This window comes from Blastococcus sp. SYSU DS0617 (assembly GCF_054051075.1).
Map to the genome: position 1 here is coordinate 76143 of NZ_JBJHAO010000013.1, position 15564 is coordinate 91706.

Annotated in this window: 16 protein-coding genes; 11 read left to right on the top strand and 5 right to left on the bottom strand. The window is 73.2% G+C overall.

Annotation, left to right across the window (positions count from 1 at the left end; all coding sequences use genetic code 11):
- The first annotated feature begins 133 nt into the window (after nucleotides 1-133).
- Together ACI793_RS14775 and ACI793_RS14780 are read left to right on the top strand one after the other, a co-directional pair.
- Nucleotides 134-625, top strand: a complete 492-nt coding sequence (locus tag ACI793_RS14775; RefSeq protein ID WP_456607135.1) for a MarR family winged helix-turn-helix transcriptional regulator — start codon at nucleotides 134-136, stop codon at nucleotides 623-625.
- Nucleotides 626-687: 62 nt separating this feature from the next.
- The gene (locus ACI793_RS14780) at nucleotides 688-2280 is read left to right on the top strand and encodes an MFS transporter (protein WP_456607136.1); all 1593 of its coding nucleotides are present in this window, start codon (nucleotides 688-690) and stop codon (nucleotides 2278-2280) included.
- A gap of 91 nt (nucleotides 2281-2371) precedes the next feature.
- On the opposite strand, the gene ACI793_RS14785 is transcribed toward ACI793_RS14780, so the two are convergent.
- Nucleotides 2372-2806: an OsmC family protein gene (locus tag ACI793_RS14785; protein WP_456607137.1), complete on the bottom strand. Its 435-nt coding sequence runs from the start codon at nucleotides 2804-2806 to the stop codon at nucleotides 2372-2374.
- An 84-nt stretch (nucleotides 2807-2890) separates the two neighbouring features.
- Nucleotides 2891-3346: a MarR family winged helix-turn-helix transcriptional regulator gene (locus tag ACI793_RS14790; RefSeq protein WP_456607138.1), complete on the bottom strand. Its 456-nt coding sequence runs from the start codon at nucleotides 3344-3346 to the stop codon at nucleotides 2891-2893.
- 191 nt (nucleotides 3347-3537) lie between these two features.
- On the opposite strand from ACI793_RS14790, the gene clpB reads away from it, so the two are divergent.
- Both clpB and ACI793_RS14800 read left to right on the top strand, forming a co-directional pair.
- Nucleotides 3538-6129 (top strand): ATP-dependent chaperone ClpB, encoded by a 2592-nt coding sequence (gene clpB / locus ACI793_RS14795; RefSeq protein WP_456607139.1) that lies wholly within the window; start codon nucleotides 3538-3540, stop codon nucleotides 6127-6129.
- 89 nt (nucleotides 6130-6218) lie between these two features.
- The gene (locus tag ACI793_RS14800) at nucleotides 6219-6941 is read left to right on the top strand and encodes a hypothetical protein (protein ID WP_456607140.1); all 723 of its coding nucleotides are present in this window, start codon (nucleotides 6219-6221) and stop codon (nucleotides 6939-6941) included.
- Here ACI793_RS14800 and ACI793_RS14805 read toward each other — a convergent pair whose 3' ends face one another.
- Complete coding sequence (locus tag ACI793_RS14805) at nucleotides 6942-7400, bottom strand: hypothetical protein (protein ID WP_456607141.1); 459 nt, start codon at nucleotides 7398-7400, stop codon at nucleotides 6942-6944. It abuts the gene before it with no gap.
- Between the two features lie 92 nt (nucleotides 7401-7492).
- Here ACI793_RS14805 and pyrE point away from each other — a divergent pair, with 92 nt between their 5' ends.
- Together pyrE and ACI793_RS14815 are read left to right on the top strand one after the other, a co-directional pair.
- Nucleotides 7493-8047: an orotate phosphoribosyltransferase gene (gene pyrE, locus ACI793_RS14810; RefSeq protein ID WP_456607142.1), complete on the top strand. Its 555-nt coding sequence runs from the start codon at nucleotides 7493-7495 to the stop codon at nucleotides 8045-8047.
- A 119-nt stretch (nucleotides 8048-8166) separates the two neighbouring features.
- A complete protein-coding gene (locus ACI793_RS14815; RefSeq protein WP_456607143.1) occupies nucleotides 8167-9594 on the top strand; it encodes an FAD-binding oxidoreductase in 1428 nt (475 codons plus the stop codon).
- A gap of 5 nt (nucleotides 9595-9599) precedes the next feature.
- On the opposite strand, the gene ACI793_RS14820 is transcribed toward ACI793_RS14815, so the two are convergent.
- Nucleotides 9600-10700 (bottom strand): GNAT family N-acetyltransferase, encoded by a 1101-nt coding sequence (locus ACI793_RS14820; protein WP_456607144.1) that lies wholly within the window; start codon nucleotides 10698-10700, stop codon nucleotides 9600-9602.
- 5 nt (nucleotides 10701-10705) lie between these two features.
- Nucleotides 10706-11554 (bottom strand): class I SAM-dependent methyltransferase, encoded by an 849-nt coding sequence (locus ACI793_RS14825; RefSeq protein ID WP_456607145.1) that lies wholly within the window; start codon nucleotides 11552-11554, stop codon nucleotides 10706-10708.
- Between the two features lie 158 nt (nucleotides 11555-11712).
- Between ACI793_RS14825 and ACI793_RS14830 the strand changes: the two genes are divergently transcribed.
- From ACI793_RS14830 to ACI793_RS14850, 5 genes are all read left to right on the top strand, one after another.
- Nucleotides 11713-13065 (top strand): FAD-dependent oxidoreductase, encoded by a 1353-nt coding sequence (locus ACI793_RS14830; RefSeq protein WP_456607146.1) that lies wholly within the window; start codon nucleotides 11713-11715, stop codon nucleotides 13063-13065.
- A gap of 3 nt (nucleotides 13066-13068) precedes the next feature.
- A complete protein-coding gene (locus ACI793_RS14835) occupies nucleotides 13069-13677 on the top strand; it encodes a pentapeptide repeat-containing protein (RefSeq protein ID WP_456607147.1) in 609 nt (202 codons plus the stop codon).
- Between the two features lie 61 nt (nucleotides 13678-13738).
- A complete protein-coding gene (gene fbaA, locus ACI793_RS14840; RefSeq protein WP_456607148.1) occupies nucleotides 13739-14773 on the top strand; it encodes a class II fructose-bisphosphate aldolase in 1035 nt (344 codons plus the stop codon).
- Nucleotides 14773-15195: a DUF3151 domain-containing protein gene (locus tag ACI793_RS14845; RefSeq protein WP_456607149.1), complete on the top strand. Its 423-nt coding sequence runs from the start codon at nucleotides 14773-14775 to the stop codon at nucleotides 15193-15195. Before fbaA ends, ACI793_RS14845 begins: the two co-directional genes overlap by 1 nt.
- 185 nt (nucleotides 15196-15380) lie before the next feature.
- Entirely contained in the window at nucleotides 15381-15524 is a 144-nt protein-coding gene (locus ACI793_RS14850; RefSeq protein WP_456607150.1) for a GPGG-motif small membrane protein, read from the top strand.
- The last annotated feature ends 40 nt before the right edge of the window (nucleotides 15525-15564 follow it).

The window sequence follows — 15564 nt, forward strand, 5'->3', positions numbered from 1 at the left end:
CAGCCGGGTCGGACGGGTCGCGCGGGAGCGGACGGTCAGGACGGAGGACTGTGTCCGGTCGTTCGTTGCAGACCGCAACCAAGCGGTTTATGGTTGCACTCTGCACACGTCTCGACCGTCAGGAACTCCGCTCATGTCCATCAGTCCCGACACGCGGGACCGGCTGACCGCCAGCATCGCCTCGCTCATCCGCACGGGCCGGCAGATCAGCACCCGCGCGGCCAACCAGCTCTACGGCGAGCTGCCGTCCTATGGCTGGACGCTGCTGCTGCCGCTGGAGCAGGACGGCGACCAGCGCTGCAGCGCGCTCGCCGCGCGCGCCGGCATCGACGTCTCGGTGGCCAGTCGGCAGCTCGCCGTCCTGGAGCGGTCGGGGTACGTGGAGCGCCACCCCGACCCGCGCGACGGGCGGGCCACCCTGCTCCGGCTCACGCCGCAGGGCGCCGAGGCCCTCGCCGCCACGCGCGCCATGCGCGCCGACTGGGCGCTCGCCGCGCTGTCCGGCTGGTCCGAGCTCGACGCCCGCCGGCTCACCGACCTGCTCGACCGCCTGCGCGCCGACATCGAGGTGGCCGTCCCGGCGGCGCCGTCCGCCGGCCGCGAGCCGCTGGGCGCCGGGCGATGACCCGCGCCCGCGCCGTCCCGGCCACCGCGCACGACCGCCCCTCGCACGAGCCCAGGAGACCCATGACCAGCACCGCCGACAGGCCGGCCGCCGAGGCCCCCGTCGAGCAGCAGGGGCGGATGACGCACCGGCAGATCCTGTCGGCGCTGTCCGGGATGATGCTCGCGATGTTCGTGGCGTTCCTGTCGGGAACCATCGTCTCCAACGCGCTGCCCACGATCATCACCGAGCTGCGGGGCTCGCAGGGCCAGTACACCTGGATCGTCACGGCCACCCTGCTGTCCTCGACCGCCTCGACCCCCATCTGGGGCAAGCTCGCCGACCTCTTCAGCAAGAAGCTGCTGCTCCAGCTGGCCATCGTGGTGTTCATCGTCGGATCGATGCTCGCCGGCGTCTCGCAGTCGGTGGAGACGCTGATCGCCTGGCGGGTCGTGCAGGGCCTGGGGCTCGGTGGGTTGCAGGCCCTCGTGCAGATCGCGATGGCCGCGATGATCAGCCCGCGGGAGCGCGGTCGGTACTCCGGCCTGCTCGGCAGCGTCATGGCCGTGGCCACCGTCGGCGGCCCGCTCATCGGCGGCCTGCTGGTGGACACCAGCTGGCTGGGCTGGCGCTGGTGCTTCTTCGTCGTCGTCCCCTTCGCCCTGGCGGCCCTGGTGCTGCTCCAGCGGACGTTGCACCTGCCGGTGACCAAGCGGGACGTGCACATCGACTACATGGGCGCGGTCTTCCTGACCGCCGGCGTCTCCACGCTGCTCATCTGGGTCACCCTCGCGGGCGGCAGCTTCGCCTGGGCGTCGGTCGAGACGGCGTACTACGTCGGTGGCGGCGCGCTGGCGATCGCCGCCTTCATCGTCACGGAGCTCCGGGCCAAGGAGCCGATCGTCCCGCTGCGGCTGTTCCGCGACCGGACCACGACGCTGGCGATCGCCGCGAGCGCGGCGATCGGCGTCGCGATGTTCGGGTCGACCGTCTTCCTGGGGCAGTACCTGCAGATCTCGCGCGGCTACTCGCCGACCGCCGCCGGCCTGCTCACCGTGCCGATGGTCGGCGGGATCCTGCTCTCCTCGACGGGCTCGGGGCTCATGATCACCCGGACCGGCCGCTGGAAGCGCTTCCTGGTCGGCGGCTCGCTGCTGGTCGTCGCCGGGTTCGCGATGCTGTCCACGCTCGACCACGACACCAACATCGTCGCGATGTGCGGCTTCCTGTTCGTGCTGGGCACCGGCATCGGGGCCACCATGCAGAACCTGGTGCTGGCGGTGCAGAACACCGTTGCCGCCAAGGACCTGGGGGCGGCGAGCTCGGCGGTCGCCTTCTTCCGCAGCCTGGGCGGGACGGTGGGTGTGTCCGTGCTCGGTGCCGTGCTGTCCAGCCGGGTGAGCGGCATCATCGCCGAGCGGCTCGAGGGCATCCCGGGTGCGGCCGAGGCGGCCGGGTCGGGGACGGTGGGGCTGGCCGACCTCGCCGATGCCCCGCCCGCCGTCGAGGAGCTCATCCGGCTCTCCTACGGCGACGCGACCGGCCGGATCTTCCTCGTGTCGGCGGTGGTCGCGGTGATCGCGGTGGCCGCCATCCTGCTCATCCGCGAGATCGCGCTCGGGACGGAGAGCGGCGAGGAGCGGCTGCAGCGCGAGGCCGGCGAGCAGGCGCAGTAGGACCGACGACGGCCCGCCTCCAGGAGAGGCGGGCCGTGCGGCCCCCTCCCTGCCCCCTGGGGGGTCCGAGGGGTGGGGAGGGGGGCCTTCGTCAGTCGAGCGAGGCGTCGAGGGTGATCTCGGTGCCGGCCAGCGCCTTGCTGACCGGGCAGCCGACCTTCGCCGCCTGGGCGGCCGTCTGGAAGGCGTCGGCGTCGAGCCCGTCGACCTCGCCGCGGACGGTGAGGGCGATCCCGGTGATGGCCGAGGCGCCGTCCTTCTTGCCGAGGGTGACCTCCGCGGTCACCTCGAGCGCGGTCGGCGTCCCCCCGGCCTTGCCGATCTCGTTCGAGAGCGCCATGGCGAAGCACGACGAGTGGGCGGCCGCGATGAGCTCCTCGGGGCTGGTGGTGCCCCCGGCCTCGTCGGCGGCCCGCTTGGGGAACGAGACCTCGTAGGTGCCGATCTTGGAGCTGGACAGCTCGACCTGGCCGGAGCCCTCCTGGAGGGTGCCGTTCCAGGCGGTGCGTGCGGTGCGAGTGGGCATGTTCCTTCTTCCGTGCCGGGCGCCGCCCGCTCCTGGACGGCGCGTCGACGCCCCCCTACCCGGTGACGAGCGCGGTCAACGCACTCAGCAGACGGCCTCTCCGCTGTTCACCCGCTCGATGACCACCTGCAGCCGGGCCTTGAGCTCGTCGAACTCACCGCTGTCGAAGCCGATGGCGCCGATCATCTCCTCGGAGATGGCATACGCCTTGTCCTGCAGCGCACGACCGGCGTCGGTCAGGGCGATGGCCACCGAGCGCTCGTCCTCGACGCGGCGGTGCCGGGTGACCAGGCCGGCGGCGGTGAGCCGCTTGAGGAGCGGGGACAGCGTGCCGCTGTCCAGCGCCAGCCGGGAGCCGAGCTGGCCCACCGTCTGGTGGTCCTCTTCCCAGAGCAGCATCATGACCAGGTACTGCGGATAGGTCAGGCCGATGGCCTCGAGCATGGGCCGGTAGCGCGCGGTCACGGCTCGCGAGGCTGCGTACAGCGCGAAGCAGAGCTGGTCGTCGAGCGCCACGCTCGGAGCCGGCAGTGCAGTCATGCCCCGAGTCTAGGGCGCGTCGGGGCGGATACCAGTGCCTGTGCCCGCTCGGGTGGCCCGAGACCGACGGTGCGGTGGGTGGACTCAGCCAGGTTGAGTGGAACAGACTCAACTCCCCGGTCGTTCGAACCCATGACAGCCCAGACCGCCGGGCCGGCGGTACGACCGACGAGAGGACGCGGACCACGACCATGGAGAGCAAGCTGACCACCCGTTCGCAGGAGGCCATCGCCGCCGCCCAGCGGCTCGCGGTCGCCCGTGGCCAGGCCGCCCTCGAGCCGCTGCACCTGCTGGCCGCGCTGCTCGAGCAGGACGACGGCATCGCCGGGCCGCTGCTGAAGGCCGTCGGTGCCGACGCCGCCGACGTCCGCGCCAAGGCGGACGCCGCCGTGCGCCGCCTGCCCAGCGTCTCCGGGGCCACCGTCCCGGCGCCCTCGCCCAGCCGCGAGTTCCTGCGCGTCATGAACGACGCCGGGGAGCAGGCGAGCGCACTGGGCGACGAGTACATCTCCACCGAGCACCTGCTGGTCGGGCTGGCCGGCTCGGAGGGCGAGGCCGGTTCCGTGCTGACCGGTGCCGGTGCCACGCGGGACGCGCTGCTCGCGGCGTTCCGCACCGTCCGTGGCACCCGCAAGGTCACGACGCCGGACCCCGAGGGCACCTTCCAGGCGCTGGAGAAGTACGCCGTCGACCTCACCGAGCGCGCCCGCGAGGGCAAGATCGACCCGGTCATCGGGCGCGACACCGAGATCCGCCGCGTGGTGCAGGTGCTGTCGCGCCGCACCAAGAACAACCCGGTGCTCATCGGTGAGCCCGGCGTCGGCAAGACCGCCATCGTCGAGGGTCTGGCGCAGCGCATGGTGGCCGGCGACGTGCCGGAGAGCCTCAAGGGCAAGCGGCTGATGGCGCTGGACCTGGGCTCGATGGTCGCGGGCGCCAAGTACCGCGGCGAGTTCGAGGAGCGGCTCAAGGCCGTGCTGCAGGAGATCACCGACGCCGAGGGGCAGATCGTCACCTTCATCGACGAGCTGCACACGATCGTCGGCGCCGGAGCGACGGGTGACTCCGCCATGGACGCCGGCAACATGATCAAGCCGATGCTCGCCCGGGGCGAGCTCCGCATGGTCGGTGCGACGACACTGGACGAGTTCCGCGAGCACATCGAGAAGGACCCCGCGCTCGAGCGCCGCTTCCAGCAGGTCTTCGTGGGCGAGCCGAGCGTCGAGGACACCATCGGCATCCTGCGCGGGCTCAAGGAGCGCTACGAGGTGCACCACGGTGTCCGCATCACCGACACCGCGATCGTCGCCGCCGCCACCTTGTCGGACCGGTACGTCACGGCCCGGTTCCTGCCGGACAAGGCGATCGACCTCGTCGACGAGGCGGCCAGCCGGCTGCGCATGGAGATCGACAGCCGCCCCGTCGAGGTCGACGAGGTCGAGCGCGCCGTGCGCCGGCTGGAGATCGAGGAGATGGCGCTGTCCAAGGAGGACGACCCCTCCTCGATCGAGCGGCTGGCGGCCCTGCGGTCCGACCTGGCCGACCGGCGCCAGGAGCTGGCCGAGCTGACCGCCCGGTGGCAGCAGGACAAGAGCGCGATCGGCCGCATCCAGCAGATCAAGGAGGAGCTCGAGCGGGCGCGTCTGGAGGCCGAGCGGGCCGAGCGGGACGGCGAGCTCGCCAAGGCTGCCGAGCTCCGCTACGGCCGGCTCCCGGAGCTGGAGCGGTCGCTCACCGACGCCGAGACGTCGGTGGCGACCGGCGAGTCGATGCTCAAGGAGGAGGTCGGCCCCGACGACATCGCCGAGGTCGTCCAGGCCTGGACGGGCATCCCCGCGGGCCGGCTGCTCGAGGGCGAGACCCAGAAGCTGCTGCGGATGGAAGAGGGTCTCGGCGCGCGGGTCGTCGGTCAGCCCGACGCCGTCCGCGCGGTCTCCGACGCGGTGCGCCGGGCACGCTCCGGCGTCGCCGACCCCGACCGGCCCACCGGGTCGTTCCTGTTCCTCGGCCCCACCGGCGTCGGCAAGACCGAGCTGGCCAAGGCGTTGGCGGAGTTCCTGTTCGACGACGAGCGGGCGATGGTCCGCGTCGACATGAGCGAGTACTCCGAGAAGCACTCCGTGGCGCGGCTGGTCGGGGCGCCCCCCGGCTACGTCGGCTATGAGGCCGGTGGCCAGCTCACCGAGGCGGTGCGACGGCGCCCGTACACCGTCGTGCTGCTCGACGAGGTGGAGAAGGCGCACCCCGACGTCTTCGACGTCCTGCTGCAGGTGCTGGACGACGGCCGGCTCACCGACGGTCAGGGCCGCACGGTGGACTTCCGGAACACCATCCTGATCCTGACGTCGAACCTGGGCTCGCAGATCATCGCGGACCAGTCGGTCCCGGAGGACCGCCGGCGCGAAGCCGTCATGGACGTCGTCCGGACGCACTTCAAGCCGGAGTTCCTCAACCGGCTCGACGACGTCGTGGTCTTCCGGGCGCTCGGCACCGACGAGCTGGCTGGCATCGTCGACATCCAGGTCGCCGTGCTGGGCCGGCGACTGGCGGCGCGACGGCTCACCCTGCGGGTCACCGACGCCGCACGCGAGTGGCTGGCGCTCAACGGCTTCGACCCGGTCTACGGCGCCCGGCCGCTGCGCCGCCTGGTGCAGTCGGCCATCGGCGACCAGCTCGCGCGGGCACTGCTGGCCGGGGAGATCCGGGACGGCGACGAGGTCGTCGTCGACTGGCCGGCCGACGTCGCCGAGGGCGACGCCGGGCTGAGCGTCACCCGCGGCTGAGCCGCGAGCCCGCCGGGGTCCACCCGACCCCGGCGGGCCGCACGCGCGTCCGACATGATCAGGGGGCACACCGAGGCGGGGAGGTAGCGATGACGTCCGACCAGGGCGGCCGGTACGGCGAGCCCACGGGCCGCCCCGAGGACGGCTCCGACGGGCCCCCGCAGCAGCAGGGCTGGAACGCGCCACCTCCGCCGCAGGGCTGGAACGCGCCGCCCCCGCAGCAGGGCTGGGGTGCGCCGCCTCCGCAGCAGGGCGGCTGGAACGCCCCGCCCCCGGGATGGCAGCCGCAGGAACAGCAGTGGTCCGGCTACGGCGCCCCGTACGTCCCGCCGCCCCCGCCCGGTTCGGCCGAGCGGCCGCTGACGGTGCGGGCCGGCATCGGCGCCTTCGTCGTCAACTTCGTGCTCGGGCTCGTGGGTTCGCTGGTGGCGTTCTCCGACATCGACTCGCTGGTCCAGGAGGCGCTGCGGACCACCGACGACCCCGCCGTCACCGAGGAGATCCTGCGCACCGCCTTCCTGATCGGCGCGGTGATCGGGCTGGTGCTCGTCGTCCTGCACGCGCTGTTCATCTGGTGGGCCTGGCGGGGCCGCAACTGGGCGCGGATCATGCTGTGGGTCTTCGGGGGCATCGCCGTCCTCGCCGGGCTCAGCATGCTGGGCGGCAACACCAACGGGACCGACTTCCTCTCGGCCCTCAGCGTCTTCCAGTTGCTGGCCCTGCTCGCCGGCATCGTGCTGCTGGCGCTCAAGCCCAGCAACGACTGGTACCGGTACATGGGCTGGGCGCGCACCTACGGCCAGCACCGCTGATCACGCCGCGCCGGCTCCCTGCAGCCAGGCGCGGGTCGTGCCCGCCATCAGGCTGGTCAGCCCCGCGACGGACAGCACCAGCAGGAGCAGCGAGGCCACGCTGACGCCACCGGTCGCCAGCACGCTCAGGATGGTGAGCAGAGTGAGCAGCGCCGTCGCGGCCACGCCGGCCCACCGTGCCCAGCTGCGCCGCCGCGCCACGAACACCGCGGCAACGACCAGGAGCAGTCCCAGCAGGAGGTAGGGGACCAGGGACAGCAGCACGAACTGCTCGGCGTCGGCGCGCGAGACGTCGTCGGCCTCCTCGAGGATGCGGTCCACGGCGACGTCGAAGCCGACCCAGAGCAGCACGGCGTTGGACAGCAGCAGGAGCGCGAGCACCGCCATCACCCCGACCGCGACCCGGGCCGAGGGGGGCATGACCGGCGCGGGGTCACCGGGGACAGGAGGCTTGGCCACGGGCCCACCCTGGCAGACCGGCCGCCGCCGACCGTCGAGGACGCCCGGATCCGCCGGCACACCATCACCGTCCGAGCCCTAGGGTCGGTGCCATGACGGCCCCCGCTGCCCTGCCCGACCGCGACCGCCTGCTGGAGCTGATCGTCGACCTCGCGGTGGTGCACGGGAAGGTGACGCTCTCCTCCGGGCGGGAGGCGGACTGGTACATCGACATGCGCCGGCTCACCCTCCACCACGAGGGCGCCCCCCTGGTCGGCCGCGTCATGCGCCAGCTCACCGGCGACCTGCGCTACGACGTCGTCGGCGGGCTCACCCTGGGTGCCGACCCGGTGGCGACGGCGATGCTGCACGCCGCCGCGGCCGGCGAGGGCTTCCTCGACGCCTGCGTGGTGCGCAAGGAGGGCAAGGCGCACGGCCTGCAGCGCCGGATCGAGGGCCCGGACGTCGCGGGCCGCGCCGTCCTGGTGGTCGATGACACCTCGACGACCGGCGGCAGCCCGCTCACCGCGGCGGAGGCGCTGCAGGAGGCGGGTGCGGAGGTCATCGCGGTAGCGGTGATCGTCGACCGCGGCGGCCGCGAGGCCGTCGAGGCGGCGGGATTCGAGTACCGGGCGGCCTACACCGCCGCCGACCTCGGCCTCGTCTGACCCGACCACGATCAGGTGACCTGATCCCCGAGCGTCCTCCCTGACCGTGGGACGTGAGGGAGGACGCAGCACGATCAGGGTCCCTGATCCCGGCGGGGAAGCCGTCGTACCGTGTGACGGTGACCACTTCCTGGGTGACCGACCTGCAGGATGCTCTCGGCGCCGACAGCGTCCTCACCGATCCCGACGTCACCGCCGGGTACGCCCGCGACGCGGCGATGATGGCGCCGGCGGGCACCCCCGCCGCCGTCGTGCTCCCGCGCAGCACCGCCGACGTCGTCGCGGTCATGCAGGTGGCCAGCCGGCACGGCGTGCCGGTCGTGCCCCGGGGGGCCGGGTCGGGGCTCGCGGGGGCCAGCAACGCCGTGGACGGCGCGATCACCCTGGTCATGACCCGTATGGACGCCGTCCTGGAGGTCTCACCCGCCGACCGGCTCGCCGTGGTCCAGCCCGGCGTGGTCAACAAGACGCTGCGCGACGCCGTCGCGGACTTCGGCCTGTTCTACCCACCGGATCCCTCCAGCTACGACTGGTGCACGATCGGCGGCAACCTCTCCACCAACTCCGGTGGCCTGTGCTGCGTGAAGTACGGCGTGACCACCGACTACGTGATGGGGCTCGAGGTCGTGCTCGCCGACGGGCGGGTGCTGCGCACCGGACGGCGCACCGTCAAGGGCGTTGCGGGCTACGACCTGCCTCGGCTGTTCGTCGGGTCGGAGGGCACGCTGGGCGTCATCACCGAGGCGACGCTGGCCCTGCGCCCGGCCCCGAAGCGCCCGGTCACCCTCGCCGCATCGTTCGCGACGACGGCCCAGACCGGCCAGGTCGTCGAGCGCGTGGTCACCAGCGGCCTGGTGCCCAGCCTGCTCGAGGTCATGGACAACACCTGCATCTGCGCCGTCGACGACCTGCTCAAGGCCGAGCTCGACCGCGGCGCGCACGCGCTGCTCGTGGCCCAGTCCGACTCCGGGGGCGCGGTCGCCACCGAGGAGATCGAGGCGCTCGCCCAGATCTGCCGGGAGGCGGGTGCGGAGTTCGTGCACACAACCGAGGACCCCGCCGAGGGCGACCTCCTGCTGCAGGCCCGCCGGATGGCGCTGCCGGCGCTGGCCCAGCTGGGCAGCGGCATGCTCGTCGACGACGTCGCCGTGCCGCGGTCGCACATCGCCACCTTTCTCGACGGCTGCGACGCCATCGCCCGGCAGCGCGGGCTGACCATCGGCGTCACGGGGCACGCCGGCGACGGCAACATGCACCCGGGCATCTGCTTCGACGCCGCGGACGCCGACCAGCGGGAGCGGGCCTACGCCGCCTTCGACGACATCTGCGAACTCGGGCTCTCCCTCGGCGGCACGATCACCGGGGAGCACGGCGTGGGCTCGATCAAGCTCGACTGGCTCGAGCGCGAGATCGGACCGGTGGCGCTGGACGTGCACCGCGCGATCAAGGACGCGCTCGACCCGATGGGGCTGCTCAACCCCGGCAAGGTGTTCCGCCGGGTGAGCGTGCGCGACCTGGCGGCGGTGGCGGAGCTGACGGGACGCTGAGCCGGTCAGGCGGGGTGGCGGAGCGAGAGCCGGACGGCGTCGATCCACATCGCCTGGGAGGGCCAGAGGACCCGCTCGGCCTCGTCGAGGGCGATCCAGCGGAACGCGAAGCGGTACTCGACGACGTCGCCACCGGACCGCTCCTCCCACTCCCACCGCTCGTGCCGCGGAGGTCCGCCGAGCCGTAGGTGGAAGGCGTGCTGGATCTGCTCCTCCAGCCCCGCCGGCACGTTGCCGGGCTCCGACCTGTTCCACGCCTCCCCGAGCTTCCGGACGACGACGGCGGAGTCGAGACCGGACTCCTCGGCGAGCTCCCGGAGCACGGCGCCCTCGGCGGACTCGCCGACGTGGATGCCTCCCCCGGGGACCTGCGTCCCCGCCGCCACGTCGAGGTGGTCGAACACGAGGAGCCGCCCGGAGGGATCGGTGAAGTAGGCGATCGCCCGCTGGTAGCAGTCGGGATGCCAGCCGGCCATCGCCGTCAGCCGTCGTGCCGGCCGCGCTCCTGCGCCGCCACCCGCCGCTCCGGCCCGCTCGTGGCCACCGTCGGCGCGGCCGTCCGCAGCGAGCCCCAGCGGACCGACGTAGACGTACTCGTCCAGCGGCTCCGCGCCGGCGATCCTCACGGGCACCTGTCCCAGCCTGCGCCACCCGGATCGCTCGTAGAGCGCGATCGGCCCGGCGAGGTGGGTGGCCACGTCGAGGACCGGGATGCGGCCGAGGCGGACGACCTCCGCCAGCGCCTCGGCGAGGAGCGCCCGGGCCGTCCCGCGCCGACGATGCGATCGCGCGACCACGAGCCTGGCCACCACCGCCAGCCGCTGCTCCGGCACACCCAGCGCGCGCCGGGCGAGGTCGAGCACCTCCGGCGAACCCGAGGGGCTGACGCACACGTGGCCGACCACCTGCCCGTCGCTGACGGCGACGAACGCCGCGAGCGCGCCGGGGGCGGCGATGAACCGGCCGAGGTCCGGCGGTACCCGCGGCGGATAGCCGTCGCGCTGCAGCACGGCCTCGGCCAGTCGGCGGAGCGCCGGCAGGTCGTGGTCCGACCGACGTCGGACGTGGACGGCCCCGGTGCGCCCCGCGGCCGTGGTCCCCTCCATGCCGGCTACCTCTCGCCGGATGCCGCGCGACCGTCCGCCGCGGCCCCGGTGCGCGCGGTGAGCTGCCAGAAGCGCGCGGTCCGCCAGTAGGGCTCCCGGTCGCACAGCAGCAGCTCGAGATCCAGCAGCTGCCGGTAGAAATCGGGCTCGGACTTGCGCTCGTCGTCGGCGATGAGGTCCATCAGGCAGCGGATGCCGAACCGGTGCTCGACGGTGCCCCCGGCCTCGGCCAGCGCCTGCTCCACCTCGTCCGCCCCCAGGCGCCGCATCGGGTGGTCGAACGTCTCACCGTGCACCGTGGGGGAGTCCAGCACGGCGCGGGCGCGCGCCGGGTCCATCCGGCGGATCGCGGCGGAGAGCACGTCCATCGCGGGGTTCGGGGCCATCACCGACACCACCCCGCCGGGCCGGGCCAGCGACGCGACGAACCGCACGGTGGCCGGGACGTCGGCACGGTAGTGCAGCACGTTGTGGCACAGCACGACGTCGAAGGCGCCCAGGTCCACGTCCGCGGGCAGCTCGCCGCGGACCAGGTCGTCCAGGTCGGCGTGCACCACCCGGACGCGGCCCGTGAGGCCCCGGGCCTCCGCCGCCCGCTCCGCCTGCGCCAGCAGGTCCGGCGCGAAGTCGAGCACCGTCACGTCGTGCCCCCGGACCGCCAGCGGCAGGCTGTCCGCGCCGTCGCCACCGCCGACGTCGATGACCCGCAGCGGTCCGGGCAGCGCTGCCACCGCCCGCGCCGTCGTCTCTCGGACGACGTCGTAGCGCAGCCTGCCCCAGGGCGATGCCTGCCAGGAGGCCCACTCGCCGGCGCGATCGCCGAAGACGCCGGCCGCCGCTCTCCCGTCGGTCATGCGGCGACCGTACGAGAGCCCGCGCCGATCCGGGGACAGCCGCTGCGCGCCGTCGGAGCCGCTGCACGGCGCGGCTCCGGTGACGCACGGCGGCCCTCGCGGGTGATCGCGCCACGACGGGGCTGCGGATCGTCGGTCGCGGGTGACACGCTGTCGCCGTGAGCACCGATCGGCTGGTCGTCATCGGCGGGGACGCCGCGGGGATGTCGGCGGCGGCGCAGGCCCGGCGGCTACGGGCGGCCGACGACCTGGAGATCGTCGTCCTCGAGCAGGGCGACGTCGTCTCCTACTCCGCCTGCGGCATCCCGTACTGGATCGGCGGGCAGGTCGAGGAGCGGGGCGACCTGATCGCGCGCACGCCGGCGGAGTTCGCCGCCCGGGACATCGCCGTGCGCACCGGCACCCGGGCGGTGGAGATCGACGCCGACGCCGGGAAGGTCGTGACCGACGGCGGCGAGCGGATCGGCTACGACCGGCTGCTGGTGGCCACCGGCGGCCGCCCGAACCGACCGCCGATCCCGGGCCTGGACGCCCCGGGCGTCTTCGGGGTCCACCGGCTCGACGACGGTGCCGCGATCCGGGCCGCCCTGGACGCGGGGCCGCGCCGCGCGCTCGTGCTGGGTGGCGGCTACATCGGGCTGGAGATGGCCGAGGCGCTGCAGCGGCGCGGGCTGGAGGTCACCGTCGTCCTCGCCGATCCGCTGCCGATGCAGCTCCTGGACAGCGACATGGCCGAGCGCGTGTGCGCCGGCATGGGCGCCATGGGCATGGAGATGCACCCGGACCAGGCGGTCCGCGAGATCCTGGTCGACGAGTCCGGCCGGGCGCGCGGCGTGCGCACCGACGCCGGCAGCTACGACGCCGACCTGGTCGTGCTCGGCCTCGGCATGGGCCCCGAGGTCGCGCTGGCCGAGCAGGCCGGCATCCGGCTGGGCACCACCGGCGCCATCGCCGTCGACCGCACCCAGCGCACCCGCTCGCACCCGGAGATCTACGCGGCGGGGGACTGCTCGCAGACGTTCCACCGGGTCACCGGCGAGGCCACCCACGTCGCGCTGGGCACCCACGCGAACAAGCAGGGCCGGGTGGCCGGCTCGGTCATCGGTGGGCGCGCGGCCCGCTTCGCCGGGGTGCTGGGCACGGCCCTGACCAAGGTGGGGGAGCTCGAGATCGGCCGTACCGGGCTGTGCACCACCGAGGCGGAGCAGGCGGGATTCGACTACCGCACCGACACCATCGAGGCGACGACGAAGGCCGGCTACTACCCCGGCGCCGAGGAGATGGCGATCAAGCTCCTGAGCGAGGCCGGGTCGGGGCGGCTGCTCGGTGCCCAGCTCGTCGGCGGACCCGGGTCGGGCAAGCGGATCGACGTGCTGGCCGCCGCCATCTGGGCAGGCATGACCGCCGAGGACCTCGCCGGGTCCGACCTCTCCTACGCACCGCCCTTCTCGCCGACCTACGACCCGGTGGTCGTCGCCGCGCGGGTGGTCAGCCGGATCGAGCAGGGCTGAGACGTGAGCGAGCCGACGGCGGGCACCGAGGTCCGGGACGCGGACTGGTACGGCGAGGACCTCTCCGGCCGGGAGCACACCGGCGTCCGGTTCTCCGGCGTGGACCTCACCGAGGCCACCGGTGAGGGCGCGGTCTTCACCGACTGCGCATTCGTCGACTGCAGGTTCAGCGCCACCCGCTTCACCGACGCCGCCTTCCTCAACTGCTCGTTCGCCGGCTGCTCCTTCTTCCAGGCCGAGTTCACCGCGTGCAAGTTCGTGGGCAGCCGGTTCCAGCGCTGCACCTTCGACCTGATGAGCGTCGACGGCGGGGACTGGTCCTTCGTCCTCCTGCCCGCGGCCGACCTCGCGCGCGCCACGCTCGCCGGCGCCCGCATGCGCGAGGCCGACCTGACCGGGGTGCGGGCGGCGGGGGCCACGCTGCGCGGGCTCGACCTCTCCGCTGCCGAGCTGTCCGGCGTCGACCTGAGCGGCGCCGACCTCCGGGGCAGCGACCTGAGCGCCCTCGACCCCCGCGACGCCGAGCTCGCCGGTGCGCGGATCGACGTCACCCAGGCGGTCGTACTCGTCACCACCCTGGGGTTGCACGTCGGCCCCGACGCCCCGGAGTAGCGGGGACGGCGCGATACTGGGCGCCGATCAGTGCAGATCGTCAACGACAGGAGCGCCCCGCATGCCCATCGCGACCCCCGAGGTCTACGCCGACATGATCAGTCGGGCCAAGGAGGGTGGGTTCGCCTACCCCGCGATCAACTGCACCTCGTCGGAGACGATCAACGCGGCCCTCCGCGGCTTCGCCGACGCCGGCAGCGACGGGATCATCCAGTTCTCCACCGGCGGTGCGGAGTTCGGCTCCGGCACCAAGGTGAAGGACATGGTCACCGGCGCGGTCGCCCTGGCCGAGTTCGCGCACGTCGTCGCCGAGAAGTACCCGGTCAACGTCGCGCTGCACACCGACCACTGCCCCAAGGACAAGCTCGACGGCTACGTCCGCCCGCTCATCGCGCTGTCCCAGGACCGCGTGGACGCCGGCCAGGAGCCGCTGTTCCAGTCGCACATGTGGGACGGCTCGGCCATCGAGCTCGGCGAGAACCTGGACATCGCCGAGGAGCTCATGGAGAAGTCCGCGGCGGCCAAGCTGGTGCTGGAGCTGGAGATCGGCATCGTCGGCGGCGAGGAGGACGGCGTCGTCGCCGAGATCAACGAGAAGCTCTACACCGCCGACGGCGACTTCCTGCGCACCGCGCAGAAGCTCGGCCTGGGGGAGCGCGGCGTGTACCTGCTGGCGGCCACCTTCGGCAACGTGCACGGCGTCTACAAGCCGGGCAACGTGCGGCTCCGTCCCGAGATCCTCCGGCAGGGACAGGACGTCGTCGCGAAGGAGTTCGGTCTCGGTGAGGGCGCCAAGCCGTTCAACCTGGTCTTCCACGGTGGATCGGGTTCCGCCGAGTCGGAGATCCGCGAGGCGATCTCCTACGGCGTCGTGAAGATGAACGTCGACACCGACACCCAGTACGCCTTCACCCGCCCGGTCGCCGCGCACATGTTCACCAAGTACGACGGCGTGCTCAAGATCGACGGCGAGGTCGGCGACAAGAAGGCCTACGACCCGCGCAGCTACCTCAAGGCAGCCGAGGCCGGCATGGCCGCCCGTGTGGTCGAGGCGTGCGAGCACCTGCTGTCCGCCGGCCAGTCGCAGGCAGCCTGATGAGCCACAGCCACGGCAACCTGCTCGGCGAGCCGGACCCGACGCTGCTGCCGGCGAACCCGGAGGCCGACGGCGCGCTGGCCGCAGGCATCCCGGCCGCCGAGGTCGCCGCCCACCACCCCACGGTCAGCGCCGCCTGGGCGGCCCTGGCCGAGGAGGCGCTGGGGCGCACCGAACGGCTGCTGTCCGACACCATCCAGGCCTACGCCTACGCCCGCACCGGCTACCACCGCGGGCTGGACGCGCTGCGCCGCAACGGCTGGAAGGGCTTCGGCCCGGTGCCGTGGTCGCACGAGCCCAACCGCGGGTTCCTGCGCTGCGTCACCGTGCTGGCCGCCGCGGCCGAGGCGATCGGGGAGCACGACGAGCACGAGCGCTGCATCCAGCTGCTGCGCGACTGCGACCCCACCCTGGCGCCCTGATCCCGCACCGCCCCGGGGGTGACGCACCGCGGGTGTAACGGTGCGTCACCCCTAGTTGGATCGGCACATCGGTTGCGCCCTATTTACCTGCGGTTTTCTGATCAGGTTTCCGAGTCGACCGTGATGGTCACTACTCAGAGTGCACGGCGCCGTGTCGCGGCGCCCGCACGAACGGAGACAGTCGCATGGAATTTCTGCTGTGGATCCTTGCCGTCGTACTGGTCGTCGCGGGGGTCGTCGCGATCGTCCGCAAGCAGATCATCTGGGGCATCGTGCTGATCGTCGTCGGCCTGCTCGTGGGCCCCGGCGGGGTGAGCATCCTCACCTGAGCGCGCCCCGGGCCCCGCTCGCCGGGTCCCGGGGCTGTCC